This window comes from Ruegeria sp. O5, assembly GCF_056535105.1.
In genome coordinates, this window is record NZ_JBQERN010000009.1 from 54,731 (window position 1) to 70,029 (window position 15,299).

The following is a 15,299-nucleotide window of genomic DNA, read 5'->3' on the forward strand; positions in this document are numbered from 1 at the left end:
GGCTCTGTCTCCCTCAGATTTCGTCAGCGAAATGTTTCATGACCAGGCGGATCGGATTCGGGGCCGCCTGCCCCAGACCGCAGATCGAGGCATCGCTCATGACCTGGCACAAATCTTCCAACAGATCGGTGTCCCACTTGTCGGCCTGCATCAGCTTGACCGCCTTTTCGCAGCCTGCCCGGCAGGGGGTGCACTGGCCACAGCTTTCATCCTCGAAGAACCGCAGCATGTTAAGCGCGGCATCGCGGGCGGTGTCCTGATCGGACAGAACCACAACGGCGGCAGACCCGATGAAAGTGCCAAGCGGTTGAAGCGTGTCGAAGTCGAGCGGGACGTCGTCAATGCTCGAGGGGAGAAGACCAGACGACGGCCCGCCCGGTTGATACGCCTTGAACACATGGCCATCAGCCATGCCGCCGGCGGCATCAATCACATCAAGAATGGTCGAACCTGCGGGCAGCAGGTAAACGCCCGGCTTCGCCACACGCCCCGAGACTGAATAACTGCGCAGGCCCTTGCGACCGTTCTTTTCAACAGAGTTCAGAACCTGCGGCCCTTCGCGGCAGATTTTTGAGACCCAATACAGCGTCTCGACATTGTGCACCAAGGTCGGACGGTTAAAGACCCCAACCTGCGCCACAAACGGAGGACGGTGGCGCGGCAGGCCCTTCTTGCCCTCGATCGATTCGATCATCGCGGATTCTTCACCGCAGATATAGGCACCGGCCCCCCGGCGCAGGTCGATGTAACCCTTTGCGACGATACCGGCATTTTCCAATGCCGCAATCTCACGGCGCAGAGTTTCCAGCACTGCCGGGTATTCGTCGCGCATGTAGATGAAGCAGGTCTCGGCCTCGACTGCCCAAGCGGCGATCAGCATACCTTCGAGGAAGACATGCGGCGTGCGCTCCAGATAATAGCGGTCTTTGAACGTGCCGGGCTCACCCTCGTCGCCGTTTACCGCCAGATAGCGCGGACCTTCGTTCATACGAACAAAGCCCCATTTCTTACCCGACGGGAAGCCAGCGCCGCCCAGACCACGCAGACCCGAGGACAGGACGTCTTCTTGCACCTGTTCCCAATCACCGCCGTCGCGCAGATCTTTCAGCTTGGCGTAGCCGCCTTCGGCCTCATAGGCCGTGAAGGTCTCATAGTCGGGCAGATGCGCATGGGTGTCCCCTGCTGCAATCGCCGACTGCACCTTTTCGAGGCTCGCATGGTCAATGTGATTGTGGCCAATCTCCAATACCGGAGCGGTATCGCAACGCCCCATGCAGGGCGCGCGAACAACGCGAACTTCGGCAGGGTCCAAACCATCTTCCAGCGCCTTCTGCAACTGCTGGGCACCAGCCATTTCGCAAGAGAGGGAATCACAAACCCGGATGGTCAACACCGGAGGTGGCGTCTCGCCTTCTTTCACCACATCGAAGTGGGCATAGAAAGTCGCGGTTTCGTAGATCTCGGCCTGACCGATCCGCATCTCGACGGCCAATGCCGCGATATGGTCGGCGCTGATATGACCGTGTTCGTCCTGAATCAAATGCAGGAATTCGATCAACAGATCACGGCGGCGCGGGCGATCGCCCAGCAGGCGTGTGATTTCAGCCTGCGCCTCATCCGTGAACTGACGGCCCTTGGGTGTGTGCCGCCCCTTGCCTTTACCTGACTTCCAGACGCCCTTGGGTGTGCCTGATGGCTTGGTATCTAATGGTGCCATGATGCCCTCCGATTGAGGTTCCGTCTCTCATCAGGCAAACATATCGTCAAATCGCTTTTGGCAATCGCACGATAACGACACCTTATCACCGCAAAGAGGTCACCACATCCCGCAAAGCCTTGACCGTCGGCAACTCGGGGTCCCGGCTGAGGGTCGCCAGACAAATCGGTTTGCTGACAACAGGTTCGATCAGCGGCAGCACTTTCGTTCCCTTCAAATCGCCCAGCGCACGTACCAAAACCCGAGGAACAACCGTCGCCGCCAGCCCCTCCCGCACCATGACCATTGACGCCGTGAAACCGCTGGTTTCGGCCACGATGTCAGGGTGCAGCCCCTGTTCGGCAAACACCCGGTCCAGAATACGCCGGTTCTGCATCTGCGGCTCTAAAAGGCTGAGCGGAAATTCTGCGACCTGCGCCCACGGGATCGGGCCGCTCTGGTCCGTCAGATGCGTGGGCACCAACAACACATAGGTTTCCTCGTAAAGGGGCTGAACCTGCCGGAAATCGGTGCCGATACTGTCACCATAAGTCACCCCGGCATCAAGGCTGCCTTCGTCCAGCCGATGCTGAATTGCAGTGGCTGACATGGTTTCAATGCGTGTGACGATACGGGGATGCGCGTCACGCAGCCTTTTGACCAACCGTCCCGTGAAAGCGATTGCGGTCGGTATCACGCCGAGGATCAGTGTGCCCGTTATTTCGCCCTTGGCAGCGAGCACCTGCTGTTCCAGCGCCTTGGTGTCGTCCAGAATACGCCGCGCCCGCTGGACGATCATCTCGCCCTCTTCGGTCAGGCCCTGAAACCGGTTGGCGCGGCGGACGATGGAGACACCCAAACGATCCTCAAGATTGCGGATGCGCATAGAAAACGCAGGCTGTGAAATCCCGCACTCCTCGGCCGCCTTGGCGAAATGCCGATGCCGCGCCAAAGCGCTGAGCAGTTGCAGGTCGCGGATTTCGATCAAGGAAAGCTCCAATGCTGCGGATAAGGCAGGATACCCCGCTCACCCGACAGGAACAGCCCAATTGATCAGGTATTAAACAAAAAGTGCATCACATCGCCGTCCTTGACGATATAGCCCTTACCCTCTGCCCGCATCTTACCCGCCTCTTTCGCGCCCTGTTCGCCATTGGCGGCGACATAGTCGTCATAGGCGATGGTCTCGGCGCGAATGAAACCCTTTTCGAAATCGCCATGGATCACACCGGCGGCCTGCGGAGCGGCGGTGCCAGTGCGGATGGTCCAGGCGCGGGCCTCTTTCGGGCCAACGGTGAAATAGGTTTCCAGCTTCAGCAGATCGTAACCAGCGCGGATCAGACGGTCGAGGCCGGGCTCTTCCAGTCCCATCTCCTCAAGGAACATCTGGGCTTCGTCCTCGTCCAGCAGGCTTATCTCTTCTTCGATCTTGGCACTGATGATGACATGGGCATTGCCCTGCGCAGCGGCCATTTCGGCCACGCGGGCAGAGTATTCGTTGCCTTGTGCGGCGTCTTCCTCGGACACGTTGCAGACGTAGAGAACCGGTTTGGTGGTCAGCAGTTGCAACATCTTCCATGCCTTGGCGTCCTCGTCGCTGACTTCGACCAGACGTGCGGGCTTGCCGCTTTCCAGCATGGCCTGCGCCTCGGCCAACAGGCGATCCTGCTGCTGCGCCTCCTTGTCGTTGCCCTTCAGCTTGCGCACCAGATTGGCCCGGCGCTTTTCGATGCTTTCCAAATCGGCCAGCATCAGTTCGGTTTCAATCGTTTCAGCGTCCGCAACCGGATCAACACGCCCGTCGACATGTGTCACGTCGCCGTCTTCGAAACAGCGCAGCACATGTGCAATCGCATCCGTTTCGCGAATATTCGCCAGAAACTGGTTGCCCAGCCCTTCGCCCTTTGACGCGCCTTTCACCAGACCCGCGATATCCACAAAAGTCATCCGCGTCGGGATAATCTGTTTTGAGGACGCAATCGCTGCCAGCCTGTCGAGACGGGCGTCGGGAACCGCAACATCGCCTACATTGGGCTCAATGGTGCAGAACGGGAAGTTCGCGGCTTGCGCAGCAGCGGTTTTGGTCAGCGCATTGAACAGGGTCGACTTGCCGACATTCGGCAGACCCACGATTCCCATTTTAAAGCCCATCACGGCCTCCTGCATAGAATACGATCGCAGCTTCTATGCAGGTCCGCCTGAATGCGCAAGGGATTGCTGGCGGCACCTTTGCCGAGTCCATTTCGCCACATCACAAAATCGTTTGAAAATTGTGTTCTTGCCGAAATTGAAAAACAACTCCTACGATTACCAGTTAATAGCGCACGATCACTATTTGTTGGCGGACACTGATGAAACACCTTTTTCTTGCAACCGTTCTGGCGGCAACGGCCTGCGCGTCAGCCCAGGCTCAAACCGTTGTTTTTGGTGCCGGATACGCGGACTATTCTGAAGACACATCCGAAGATCAGGGTCTGATCTCGATCGAATACCACCACACGCCATTTCATCAGGCCACGCGGTTTCGCGCCGGTTGGGGTGCGGCCCTAACTGTAGATGAAGATGGTGACACGCATATCGGCGCGGGTTTGATCGGGCAGTATGCGCTAAGCGATCGCTGGTTTTTGGAAGGCAGTGTAATGCCCGGCTACTATAATGCCAGCAACGACCTGAATGATCTTGGGGGCGATTTTCAGATTCGCAGCCTTTTGGGACTTGGCTATAACCTGAACAATGGCAACAGCGTGTCTGTCGCGCTGACCCATAAATCCAACGCCAGCACCAATGACGAGAACCCAGGCGTGAATGCCCTGTTGGTACGCTATCATCTGGGCTTCTGATCCATTCCTGTCTGGGCGGGATTGATTTTCGGTCAAAGTTTCTGCACATCAGGTCGAAACCCGAGTGCAAGGACATCCGATGACCCGTATCGACGCCAAGTTCGCCGCCCTGAAAGCCGAAGGTAAAAAAGCCTTTGTCGCCTATGTCATGGCCGGAGATCCCGACTATGACACTTCGCTTGAAGTGGTCAAAGGCCTGCCTGGTGCTGGCGTGGATGTTATCGAGCTGGGCCTGCCCTTTACTGACCCGATGGCCGACGGCCCGACAATTCAGGCCGCGGGCCAACGTGCGCTTGAGCAGGGCATGACCTTGCAAAGCACATTGGATCTGGCACGAACCTTTCGGGAAACGGACGATACAACCCCCATTGTCCTGATGGGGTATTACAACCCGATCTACAGCCGGGGTGTCGATGCGTTTCTGGCCGATGCAAAAGCAGCTGGTATTGACGGGTTGATCGTGGTGGACCTTCCCCCCGAGGAGGACGCAGAACTCTGCCTGCCCGCGCAAGCGGCGGGTCTGAATTTTATTCGCCTGGCAACCCCAACCACGGATGACAAACGCCTGCCACGTGTTCTGCAAAACACTTCGGGCTTTGTTTATTATGTCTCGATCACCGGGATCACTGGCGCAGCCGAGGCAGAAGCAACAGATGTTGGCCCCGAGGTTGCCCGCATCAAGGCCGCGACCGATCTGCCGGTAATCGTGGGGTTCGGGATCAACACGCCTGAGAAATCGCGCAATATTGCCTCGGTGTCGGATGGCGCGGTGGTCGGGTCAGCGATCGTCAGCCAGATCGGCGCTGGTAAACCTGTGGCCGACGTGCTGACCTTTGTGAAATCTCTTTCGGATGGCGCGCACAGCGCCTGATCTCGCAGCCAACATACGAGAGTTATGACCCGTCGCGGATACCGCGGCGGGTTTTTTGTGACCCTTCACTGTGACGCCAAGACATTGCAGCCTTGGGAATGAATTGGTAAAGAAAACTAACCAATGTACGCGGAGCCCTGTTTTCATGCCTGTGATCACCAATATCGAAGACCTCAAACGCATATATGAACGCCGCGTGCCCCGTATGTTCTATGACTACGCCGAAAGCGGCAGCTGGACAGAACAGACTTTTCGCGAAAACACGACCGATTTTGAAAAAATACGCCTTCGCCAAAGGGTTGCGGTCGACATGTCCGGTCGGTCGACATCTTCGCAAATGATTGGCGAAGACGTTTCAATGCCTGTTGCGCTTGCCCCGGTCGGGTTGACGGGGATGCAACATGCAGACGGAGAGATGAAGGCCGCCAAAGCCGCCGAGGAATTTGGTGTGCCCTTTACGCTGTCCACCATGTCCATCAACTCGATTGAAGATGTGGCCGGATATACCAACAAACCATTCTGGTTCCAGCTTTATACGATGAAGGACACGGACTACATCAACCGCCTGATCCAGCGAGCAAAAGACGCTAAATGTTCCGCACTGGTAATCACGCTCGACCTGCAAATTCTGGGCCAACGGCACAAGGACCTGAAAAACGGTCTGTCGGCCCCGCCCAAACTGACGGCAAAGACCATCGCCAACCTGATGACCAAATGGGCCTGGGGCATTGAAATGCTGCGGGCCCAGCGGCGCGAGTTTGGCAATATCGTGGGGCATGTGCATGGTATTTCGGACACGTCTTCATTGGGGGCCTGGACTGCAGAACAGTTTGACCCCAGCCTCGACTGGTCGAAGGTTGAAAAACTGATGGAGCAATGGGGCGGGAAAGTGATCCTTAAGGGCATCCTTGATGCGGATGACGCAAGGATGGCCGCCAAGCTGGGTGCCGATGCCATTGTCGTGTCAAACCATGGTGGGCGTCAACTTGACGGCGCGCTAAGCTCAATTCGTGTCCTGCCCGAGATCATGGATGCGGTTGGGGGCGATATCGAGGTGCATTTGGACAGCGGTATCCGATCCGGACAAGACGTGCTCAAAGCCTTAGCGCTTGGGGCCAAAGGGACCTATGTTGGCCGCGCGTTTGTGTATGGTCTGGGTGCCATGGGTCAGAAAGGTGTCACCACGGCGCTTGAGCTGATCCAGAGGGAGCTTGATACGACAATGGCGCTTTGTGGTGAGAAAAATGTGGCTGCGTTGGGGCGTCACAATCTGCTGATACCTGAAAACTTCGGGGGCCGCTGGCAAGCGTAACCGGTCAATCAGGGGGCTCTGCCCCCGACGCCCGTTCCGGGCGCCTCCCCCGTGATACTTTTGGCCAGATGAAGCTGGGGATCCTTCAATCGTCCACCCGATAATACTCCAGGACAGGCGATAGAACCCAGCCGAACGGCACGGCAAGAAATACCTCTTTCCAAATCGGGTGAATCAAGCTAAGGACGCGGCTTCACGCGGGTATACAGCCTTGGAGGATGCCCGCCCTAACATTGGAGAATATATCATGGCTGGTGAGATTCCTGATCTCGTAGCTCTGGAACGGACGGGGACAGGCAAGGGCGCCGCTCGTCAAGCACGCCGCGACGGCATGGTTCCGGGCATCGTATTTGGTGGCGACAAAGAACCGTTGCCAATCCAGATCCCGTTCAACGTCTTGTTCAAGCGCCTGAAAGCGGGCCGGTTCAAGTCGACCTTGTGGAACCTGAAAGTTGAAGGCCACGATGACGTCCGCGTCATCTGCCGCGACGTTCAGCGTGATGTCGTCAAAGACCTGCCGACCCATCTGGACCTGATGCGCCTGCGCCGGACCACCAAGATCGCGTTGTTCATCCCCGTTGAGTTCATCAATGAAGCTGCGGCCCCTGGCATCAAAAAGGGTGGCGTTCTGACCGTTGTCCGCCCGGAAGTCGAACTGATGTGCACCGCCGGTGACATTCCTGAAAAGATCACCGTTGATCTGACCGGTCTGAACATCAATGACGTTGTGACCATTTCGTCGGTTGAACTGCCTGAGGGCACCAAACCAACCATCGACCGTGACTTTGTGATTGCCAACATCTCGGCGCCGACTGGTCTGTCCACCAGCGACGACGATGAAGATGGTGAAGTTGCAGCCGATGAAGTCGAAGTTGTCGGAAAAGAAGAAGAATAAGTCTGGAACAATGTTTCCGACTTTGAAGCGGGGCTCGGGTGAGCCCCGTTTTTTTTGCGGGTCCAATAATCAGGCCTGACTGGATTTCCTGACGATTTCCGGGCATGAAATGGCTTTGGAGCTACAGAGGCAAAACGGAAACATGAAGCTGTTTGTTGGATTGGGAAACCCGGGCCAGAAATATGCCCGGAACCGGCACAATATCGGGTTCATGGCCCTGGACCGGATCGCAGAAAATCACGGGTTTGGTCCCTGGAAATCGAAGTTTCAGGCCGAGATTTCGGAAGGTCGGCTTGGCACCGAGAAAGTCCTGCTGTTGAAACCGCAAACCTACATGAACCGATCGGGTCAATCCGTGGGTGAGGCGATGCGGTTTTACAAGCTCGAATCCACCGACGTTGTTGTATTTCATGACGAATTGGACCTTGCCCCGGGCAAGTTGCGCGTCAAGGCAGGGGGCGGGCACGCCGGGCATAACGGTCTGCGCTCGATCCATGAGCATATCGGGGCGGCCTATGACCGTGTACGCCTTGGGATCGGACATCCGGGCCGCAAGGAAATGGTTTCGGGGTACGTGCTCAGTGATTTTGCGAAATCCGAAACCAGCTGGCTGGACGACGTTCTTCGGGGTGTTTCGGACGGGGCTGCTTATCTGGCTCAGGACGAGGGCGGCAAGTTCATGAATGCAGTTGCATTGCGCACTGCCCCGCCGCGATCATCAAAGACCGCCGCACCAAAAGCCGACGCAGCTTCAACAGCCGCACCCGACGCCGCGGGCGACGACCGGTCGGCGATGCAGAAGCTTTTGGACAAATTCAGGTAGCACCCCGGCCTCTTTCCGTTACGTAGAGGTTGCGGAATGTGATCTCCCGCGTTCCAATACCGCTCAACTAGGGAGGCAATGCGATGAAATCCATCTTGAAGTGGGTGCTGCGCATCGTACTGGCGCTGGTTCTGGCCGCCACTGCCGTCGGGCTGTGGAAGCGCGAAGAGTTGCAGCGCCTTTTGGCCGTGAACTCGTTATTTTCGGAAGAGAAGATCGTTCACAATTTCTCGCACATGGACGAGGCTTTTCTGACCGTGAACCTGCCGCGTGGCGACGCGCCAACCTGGGACTTGCCTTATGGCGAAGGGTTCGAGCTGCCGGAGGGAACCGACAGCTGGATCGATGAACGCGCGGTCACGTCGTTGCTGGTCATACAGAACGGCAAGATCAGATTCGAGGAATATTATCTTGGCACCGGGCCGGATGACCGGAGGATTTCCTGGTCGGTCGCCAAAAGCTATCTTTCGGCGCTTTTCGGTATCCTTTTGCAAGAGGGTGCAATCGGGTCGTTGGATGACCCGGTTGTCAAATATGCGCCAAAACTGAAAGACAGCGCGTATGAAACCGCGTCGATCCGCAACGTGCTGAACATGGCAAGCGGCGTGACGTTTGATGAAGATTACCTCGACCCAAATTCCGACATCAATCGGATGGGGCGTGTGGTTGCCCTGGGTGGTGAGCTGGACGATTTCGCAGCCTCACTGCAGGACAGCTTTGCGACGCCGGGTGAAACCTGGCAATACGTGTCGATCGACACCCATGTTCTGGGCATGGTTATACGCGGTGCGACCGGGCGGAACGTGGCAGACCTTCTGACGGAGAAGATCCTTCAACCGTTGGGGCTGGAGCGGGACGGATACTACATCACTGATGGTGCAGGGGTCGCTTTTGTTTTGGGGGGCCTCAACTTTACGACGCGTGATTTCGCCCGGTTCGGACAAATGATCCTGCAGGACGGCATCGCGAATGGAAAACAACTGGTTCCTGCCGAATGGATTTTCGAAGCCACCCAACCCAGCGCACCGACCGCACAAGGAGAGATCGGGTACGGGTATCAATGGTGGATTCCCCGCGGCGCGCATGAAGGAGAGTTTCTGGCCCGTGGCGTCTATGGGCAATACATCTATTTCAACCAGCCCAGGGGGGTTCTGATTGTGTCCACCGGTGCAGACAGGCTGTTCCGTGAACCCGGCGTAAATGACCTGAACATCGAAATGTTCCGCAAGATTGCGGAAAGTCTGTAAGATGCCATTATGCAGAAACAAGAAAGTATCAATGTACTGGGTGGCGTTCTGGCCCCTTGCTCTCGCGACCCTTTGACGGGGTTTTTCCGGGATGGCGCGTGCAATACCTGCCCCGAGGATCAGGGCAGTCACACAGTCTGCGCCGTGATGACGGCCGAGTTTCTGGCATTCTCAAAATATGTCGGCAATGACCTGAGCACGGCACGGCCCGAATTCGACTTTCCAGGCCTTCGCCCAGGCGACAGTTGGTGTTTATGCGCCAGCCGGTTTTTGCAAGCTCATGACGAAGGATGTGCGCCACAGGTTCATCTGGAGGCGACACATCAACGCGCGCTTGAGATCGTACCGCTCGACATTCTGCTTCAAAATAAGGCAAAGAACTGAAGGGCCACCAAAGGGGCGCACGGCTGATTCAGAATGCCATTTGCCAGATCAGGCTGACACTGTAGTTTTCAAAACCGCTTTCGCCGATACCGTCGTAGAACAGGTTTGCAGCCAGAAGGCTGTCGTTTTCCAGCCGATAGTCAAAACCCAGATCAGCGCGAGCGCGGGCGGTATCCCCTATCGGTGTCACGCCAGGAACAGTGCCTGTGCCAGATGTTGTGCTCCAGATACCAGACAAACCACCGGTCAACATCATCTGACCACGCGACACCTGGATTGGATGACTGAAATCCATACCCAACCGTGCAGTGGTCAGGCTGAAATCCTGCTGTGGGATCAGGTTGCCCAGACTATCGGTATAAGCCTCCTGATCGTCGCTGGCATAGCTAACATCCAGCAACGGCAAAAGTGTCAGGTTACCGCGCTTGAACTCTCCGGTTACGCGCGACTGGATCAGCCAGCGTTCACTATCGAAACTGTCGGTATAGGTGCCCAGTGGAGAAATGTCGTTATCAGCCTGACCGTACAGAACACGCCCTTCGAAAAACACTGGCTGGCTGGGCAGTTTTGCGACGACATAAGGTCCGACCAGCCACCCTGTGCCATCCACGCTGGCCGGGCCGTTTTCGGTTTCGGCATAGTCGATCTGCAACATGGCGCCGATCAGAAGGTTCGAGTTCACCCAGCCATGCGCCCCCACCACGGCCAAGGCATAAGAACTGTCGTAATCGTTTTGAGAGCTCCAGTTCCCGGACAGATTGAACCAAACCGGGTGGGTTGGGTCACTTGCAAATTTCAGATACCCCGATCCTTGCGTCACCGACGAGTCCAGCGCACCTGATCCCGATTTCTGAAGAAACTGCGTCAGCTCTGGCTGATTGGTCACAAGGCTGTTGGCCCGGGCGTTTTGAAAGGCCTGCACCAGTCGCTGTGTATCCGTTACCCCCTGTTGTGTGCTGACCCTGTTGGACGCAAGGTTCAGGTTCCCGGCGGCATCAGAAAAAACGCCTGCAGGAATAAACAGCTCAACTGTACCGTTACTTTGCGCAGTCAGCGTTGCGACATAATTGGTTCCGGACCCAGTCAGGCTGGCGGACGCATTGGTGACCGACAAGTCGCCCACCGTGAAATCTGTGCTGGGTTCACTAAGTGTGATCACCGCTTGGAACGTTCCGTTGCCGATTGTTGTCAGTGCACCGATTGAGGCCGTCGGCTGCGTCGTGTCGGCCAGCGTCCGCGTGTTGATAATCTGGGTATTCGTGACACCCGACAGCGCGATCTCATAAAGGTAAAGCGGCCCTCCCACGGTTTCGCGCGCGGTGAACATGACCCCAAGATAGCCATCAGCGGCGTAAGTTGAGTCCGCTCCGTTCTGGCTGAGTATCGTCGCGCCAATATATCCAAGATTGGCCAATCCTGCTGGCGTAATAGCAGGTTGAGTCAAAACACCATTGTTGAAATAGAACGATCCTCCCGGGCCTTCTCCCGAGCCGCCCAACGACATGAACGCTGTCGCAGTGCCTTGTAGATTGGAAAAGAAAATCTGCCCGCCGTTGGGTGTTGCGACTATCTGGGACGGAAACGAAGGGTTGCCAAACGCCAGACCCTCTTTGACGCTTCCCATCAAAAGCGCGGAAACCAGAAGACCCAGGCACGACAGCCTCGTAATTGCGAACCAAACCATATTACCTCCTACAGCACCGCGTGGGTGCCAAACACCAGAGTGCCCGGGGTTAAAATCGCATCCCAAGCAGCGTCATCCTTGCCCCATCTTCGCAGAGACATCCCCAGAACCGACCGCAAATCGCCGGTTAATGAGAAATTAATTCAATTGGAAGACGCTGTATAGAACGCGGCAGGAATCAACTGGGGCGTGCGGAACACGTCGTGTTGTTGGAACAAGCGGGTTTTGACCTGGACCAACTCTCAAACGGCTTGAAACACCCAATATTTACAGTGTCGTCGCGCGGAGAAGGAAACCTGAGGCAGGCTGCGCTGGAAAATCACCTGCAAAGACAGAAAGGACATAGTCACTGACAGTTCAGCAATTTTGCAACAGTACGGCACCGCTTGCTACACTGATCTCCAATTGGAAACCTTCGGGCGCAGGTTGAACGGGGTAATATCGCTTGTGGACGATTCTTTAACCGGGCTCCGTCGGGTCCAAAAAGATCGCCTGCGAGGGCCAACATACGGTGACCAAACCGGATGCCACACCAGGGCAGGAACAACAATCCGTCTGCGCCCGTAAAAACACCAATTAGATCCGAAGGCCATTTCGGAGCAGCATTACAATCACGGGTGGACCGAAGGGTGTTCCGGCAGCTTGATTGGTCGAGATTGTAAACCGGGGCATGTGGCCCCGGTTCGAAATCAACCGGCCGTGCGGCCCTCGGTGTCAGACATGTCAAAGTTCAGGTATTTTGCGACGGTCTGAACATCCTTGTCACCGCGTCCACACATGTTCATGCAGATCAGGTGGTCCTTGGGCAACTCGGGCGCGATCTTCATGACATGCGCCAGAGCGTGGCTGGGTTCCAGCGCCGGAATGATACCCTCAGTGGCACAGCACAGCTGGAATGCCTCAAGTGCTTCCTTGTCGGTAATCGAGACGTAAGTCGCGCGACCAACCTCATGCAACCAGGAATGTTCGGGCCCGATACCCGGATAGTCCAGACCGGCCGAGATCGAATAGCCTTCCAGAATCTGCCCGTCATCATCCTGCAGCAGATAGGTGCGGTTGCCATGCAGAACGCCCGGACGACCGCCTGTCAGCGAGGCGCAATGCTCCATCTTTTCGTTTACACCTTTACCGCCGGCTTCAACGCCGATGATATTGACGTCCTTGTCATCAAGGAATGGGTAGAACAAGCCCATCGCATTCGAGCCGCCGCCGATTGCCGCAATGATCGTGTCGGGCAGACGGCCTTCGGCCTTCATCATCTGCTCTTTCGCTTCCTTGCCTATGATCGACTGGAAATCACGCACCATCGCCGGGTATGGGTGCGGACCGGCCACTGTGCCGATGCAGTAGAACGTATCGCGCACATTGGTCACCCAGTCACGCAGCGCGTCATTCATCGCGTCCTTCAGCGTACCGCGACCCGAGGTCACAGGGATCACCTCGGCCCCCAGCAGGCGCATACGAAACACGTTCGGGGCCTGACGTTGCACGTCATGGGCACCCATATAGACGATGCATTTCAAACCAAATTTCGCGCAGACCGTGGCTGTGGCCACACCGTGCTGCCCTGCCCCGGTCTCGGCAATGATCCGGGTCTTGCCCATGCGTCGCGCCAGAATGATCTGGCCCAGCACGTTGTTGATCTTGTGTGCGCCGGTGTGGTTCAGCTCATCACGTTTCAGATAGATCTTCGCCCCGCCCAGATGCTCGGTCAGGCGTTCCGCGAAATACAGAGGTGATGGGCGGCCCACATAGTTGGCCCACAGATCATCCATCTCGGCCCAGAAGGTCGGATCATCCTTGGCTTTGTTGTATTCCTCTTCCAGTGACAGGATCAGCGGCATCAGCGTTTCGCTGACAAAACGCCCGCCGAATATGCCAAAGCGCCCTTGCTCGTCAGGGCCGGACATGAAGGAATTGAAAAGATCGTTGGCCATGGGTGTCTCCCTCGTCGTACCTGACTTTCATAGGTGGTCGTCGCGGGATTTGCCATGGCAAAACGCACCATGTCGCCCCCTGGCAGCGGCAAACAAAATCAGCGTGTCGCGTCGATAAATGCCTGTATCAGTCCAGCGTCCTTTACGCCCGGCGCGCTTTCAACACCCGACGCCACATCGACTTGCCGCGCACCCGTCATGCGGATCGCCTCAGCGACATTGTCTGGGTTCAGACCACCGGACAACATCCACGGCCTGCGCCAATATTTTCGACCTGCCAGCAGCCGCCAGTCAAAAGGAAGACCGTTGCCGCCGGGAAGTTCCGAATTCTTCGGCGGCTTTGCATCGATCAGAAGCTGGTCTGCAACTTCGGAATACAGATCAATCGCAGCCAGGTCCTCGGCCTCGGCAACACCGATCGCCTTGATGACGGGCAGGCCATAGCGCTGCTTGATCTCTGCCACACGCTCGGGGCTCTCTCCGCCGTGAAGCTGCAACATATCCAACGGAACACCCGCGACAATCTCATCAAGCTGCGCGTCCGAGAAATTCACGGCCAGAGCGACCTTGGCGACGCCGACTGGTACTTCGGCGGCCAACGCAGCGGCTTGCGGTATCGGTGCGTAACGGGGCGATTTGGGAAAAAAGTTGAACCCGACATAGCGCGCACCGGCTGCAACGGCTGCGCGCACATGTTCTGAGGCGGTCAAACCGCAGATTTTAACGGACACATCGGTAGACATAAGCCTCAGCTGGCCTCGTCAAGCAGGGCCAGAACATCATCCTTACCCTCGTTCTGCTTTTTCTTGAGCTTCTTGACCTCGCGTTCAAGCTTGCGGACCTCGCCCTTTTTCACGGTCGCATCGCGGCGGTGTTTGTGTTCCCGCAGCCATTCCCACATGAAACCGATGATCAAACCGGCGACAACACCGCCCAGAACGACCAGAAAAAGCGGTAAAGAGGTACTGACGTTAAAGCCCAAAAGCTCGGCCAGAGCATCGGGCATCAGTTTCAGTTCAACAGACTGAACATTCGCCAGGGAAACGGAAATCAGAACGATCCCGAGAGTCCCAAGAAAAGCATATCGAAGGTAACGCATCATGAGGTCAGGCTTTACCGTTCAAACGATCCCTGAGCAACTTACCAGTTTTGAAAAATGGCACACATTTTTCCTCGACCTGAACTGTTTCACCGGTACGGGGGTTGCGCCCAACGCGGGCATCCCGCTTTTTCACCGAAAACGCGCCAAAGCCACGCAGTTCGACCCGGTCGCCGCGCGCCATGGCATCGGTGACTTCTTCGAACACGGTGTTCACAATCCGCTCGACATCACGCTGATAGAGATGCGGGTTTTCGTCAGCGATTTTCTGAATCAGTTCTGAACGGATCATTCGTGATACCCTCCCAGGCAGCCGGTGTGACAGGTCTACTGTTTTGACAGTATAGGAAAAAACCCAGAACGGGGGAACGGATACTCTGCGTGTTGAGGCTTTATTTTGCCATATTCTCACGCGAAATTTTGCCCGACAGGGCGATTTACACACTTCAAGCGCGAACATTATCGAGTTTAAACAGCGTGTTTGGAACATGTTGATTCGCAACAAAAACGG

Annotated in this window: 15 protein-coding genes; 7 read left to right on the top strand and 8 right to left on the bottom strand. The window is 56.6% G+C overall.

Annotation, left to right across the window (positions count from 1 at the left end; all coding sequences use genetic code 11):
- Positions 1 to 13: 13 nt before the first annotated feature.
- The 3 genes from ACR0M3_RS12660 to ychF form a co-directional block, all read right to left on the bottom strand.
- Entirely contained in the window at positions 14 to 1,717 is a 1,704-nt protein-coding gene (locus ACR0M3_RS12660; RefSeq protein ID WP_480911107.1) for an NAD(P)H-dependent oxidoreductase subunit E, read from the bottom strand.
- Positions 1,718 to 1,802: 85 nt separating this feature from the next.
- A complete protein-coding gene (locus ACR0M3_RS12665; RefSeq protein WP_267365476.1) occupies positions 1,803 to 2,684 on the bottom strand; it encodes a LysR family transcriptional regulator in 882 nt (293 codons plus the stop codon).
- A gap of 65 nt (positions 2,685 to 2,749) precedes the next feature.
- Positions 2,750 to 3,847, bottom strand: a complete 1,098-nt coding sequence (gene ychF / locus ACR0M3_RS12670; protein ID WP_480494836.1) for a redox-regulated ATPase YchF — start codon at positions 3,845 to 3,847, stop codon at positions 2,750 to 2,752.
- Between the two features lie 200 nt (positions 3,848 to 4,047).
- Between ychF and ACR0M3_RS12675 the strand changes: the two genes are divergently transcribed.
- From ACR0M3_RS12675 to ACR0M3_RS12705, 7 genes are all read left to right on the top strand, one after another.
- Positions 4,048 to 4,536 (top strand): acyloxyacyl hydrolase, encoded by a 489-nt coding sequence (locus ACR0M3_RS12675; RefSeq protein ID WP_267365474.1) that lies wholly within the window; start codon positions 4,048 to 4,050, stop codon positions 4,534 to 4,536.
- A 79-nt stretch (positions 4,537 to 4,615) separates the two neighbouring features.
- Complete coding sequence (gene trpA / locus ACR0M3_RS12680) at positions 4,616 to 5,407, top strand: tryptophan synthase subunit alpha (protein WP_480900144.1); 792 nt, start codon at positions 4,616 to 4,618, stop codon at positions 5,405 to 5,407.
- 145 nt (positions 5,408 to 5,552) lie between these two features.
- Positions 5,553 to 6,719, top strand: coding sequence for an alpha-hydroxy acid oxidase (locus tag ACR0M3_RS12685; RefSeq protein WP_480488247.1), 1,167 nt, complete (start codon positions 5,553 to 5,555; stop codon positions 6,717 to 6,719).
- Positions 6,720 to 6,966: 247 nt separating this feature from the next.
- On the top strand, positions 6,967 to 7,614 hold the full coding sequence (locus ACR0M3_RS12690) for a 50S ribosomal protein L25/general stress protein Ctc (protein ID WP_480484009.1): 648 nt from the start codon (positions 6,967 to 6,969) through the stop codon (positions 7,612 to 7,614).
- A gap of 142 nt (positions 7,615 to 7,756) precedes the next feature.
- Entirely contained in the window at positions 7,757 to 8,437 is a 681-nt protein-coding gene (gene pth / locus ACR0M3_RS12695; protein ID WP_480507078.1) for an aminoacyl-tRNA hydrolase, read from the top strand.
- Between the two features lie 83 nt (positions 8,438 to 8,520).
- A complete protein-coding gene (locus tag ACR0M3_RS12700) occupies positions 8,521 to 9,684 on the top strand; it encodes a serine hydrolase domain-containing protein (RefSeq protein ID WP_480911112.1) in 1,164 nt (387 codons plus the stop codon).
- A gap of 9 nt (positions 9,685 to 9,693) precedes the next feature.
- Entirely contained in the window at positions 9,694 to 10,068 is a 375-nt protein-coding gene (locus ACR0M3_RS12705) for a DUF2237 family protein (RefSeq protein WP_480911115.1), read from the top strand.
- 28 nt (positions 10,069 to 10,096) lie between these two features.
- Here ACR0M3_RS12705 and ACR0M3_RS12710 read toward each other — a convergent pair whose 3' ends face one another.
- The 5 genes from ACR0M3_RS12710 to ihfB form a co-directional block, all read right to left on the bottom strand.
- On the bottom strand, positions 10,097 to 11,752 hold the full coding sequence (locus tag ACR0M3_RS12710; protein ID WP_480911118.1) for an Ig-like domain-containing protein: 1,656 nt from the start codon (positions 11,750 to 11,752) through the stop codon (positions 10,097 to 10,099).
- A 689-nt stretch (positions 11,753 to 12,441) separates the two neighbouring features.
- Positions 12,442 to 13,689 carry a tryptophan synthase subunit beta gene (trpB, locus tag ACR0M3_RS12715; RefSeq protein WP_267365446.1) on the bottom strand — a complete coding sequence of 416 codons (1,248 nt, stop codon included), beginning with the start codon at positions 13,687 to 13,689 and terminating at the stop codon, positions 12,442 to 12,444.
- Between the two features lie 98 nt (positions 13,690 to 13,787).
- The gene (locus ACR0M3_RS12720; protein ID WP_480484014.1) at positions 13,788 to 14,432 is read right to left on the bottom strand and encodes a phosphoribosylanthranilate isomerase; all 645 of its coding nucleotides are present in this window, start codon (positions 14,430 to 14,432) and stop codon (positions 13,788 to 13,790) included.
- A 5-nt stretch (positions 14,433 to 14,437) separates the two neighbouring features.
- Positions 14,438 to 14,788, bottom strand: coding sequence for a LapA family protein (locus tag ACR0M3_RS12725; RefSeq protein WP_267365457.1), 351 nt, complete (start codon positions 14,786 to 14,788; stop codon positions 14,438 to 14,440).
- A gap of 7 nt (positions 14,789 to 14,795) precedes the next feature.
- Entirely contained in the window at positions 14,796 to 15,080 is a 285-nt protein-coding gene (ihfB, locus tag ACR0M3_RS12730; protein ID WP_050603110.1) for an integration host factor subunit beta, read from the bottom strand.
- Between the last annotated feature and the right edge of the window lie 219 nt (positions 15,081 to 15,299).

Excerpts from the sequence above, each read along its gene's own strand:
- ACR0M3_RS12660 (WP_480911107.1), bottom strand. The coding sequence starts at position 1,717 with ATGGCACCATTAGATACCAAGCCATCAGGCACACCCAAGGGCGTCTGG.
- ychF (WP_480494836.1), bottom strand. The coding sequence starts at position 3,847 with ATGGGCTTTAAAATGGGAATCGTGGGTCTGCCGAATGTCGGCAAGTCG.
- ACR0M3_RS12675 (WP_267365474.1), top strand. The coding sequence starts at position 4,048 with ATGAAACACCTTTTTCTTGCAACCGTTCTGGCGGCAACGGCCTGCGCG.
- trpA (WP_480900144.1), top strand. The coding sequence starts at position 4,616 with ATGACCCGTATCGACGCCAAGTTCGCCGCCCTGAAAGCCGAAGGTAAA.
- ACR0M3_RS12685 (WP_480488247.1), top strand. The coding sequence starts at position 5,553 with ATGCCTGTGATCACCAATATCGAAGACCTCAAACGCATATATGAACGC.
- ACR0M3_RS12690 (WP_480484009.1), top strand. The coding sequence starts at position 6,967 with ATGGCTGGTGAGATTCCTGATCTCGTAGCTCTGGAACGGACGGGGACA.
- pth (WP_480507078.1), top strand. The coding sequence starts at position 7,757 with ATGAAGCTGTTTGTTGGATTGGGAAACCCGGGCCAGAAATATGCCCGG.
- ACR0M3_RS12700 (WP_480911112.1), top strand. The coding sequence starts at position 8,521 with ATGAAATCCATCTTGAAGTGGGTGCTGCGCATCGTACTGGCGCTGGTT.
- ACR0M3_RS12705 (WP_480911115.1), top strand. The coding sequence starts at position 9,694 with ATGCAGAAACAAGAAAGTATCAATGTACTGGGTGGCGTTCTGGCCCCT.
- ACR0M3_RS12710 (WP_480911118.1), bottom strand. The coding sequence starts at position 11,752 with ATGGTTTGGTTCGCAATTACGAGGCTGTCGTGCCTGGGTCTTCTGGTT.
- trpB (WP_267365446.1), bottom strand. The coding sequence starts at position 13,689 with ATGGCCAACGATCTTTTCAATTCCTTCATGTCCGGCCCTGACGAGCAA.
- ACR0M3_RS12720 (WP_480484014.1), bottom strand. The coding sequence starts at position 14,432 with ATGTCTACCGATGTGTCCGTTAAAATCTGCGGTTTGACCGCCTCAGAA.
- ACR0M3_RS12725 (WP_267365457.1), bottom strand. The coding sequence starts at position 14,788 with ATGCGTTACCTTCGATATGCTTTTCTTGGGACTCTCGGGATCGTTCTG.
- ihfB (WP_050603110.1), bottom strand. The coding sequence starts at position 15,080 with ATGATCCGTTCAGAACTGATTCAGAAAATCGCTGACGAAAACCCGCAT.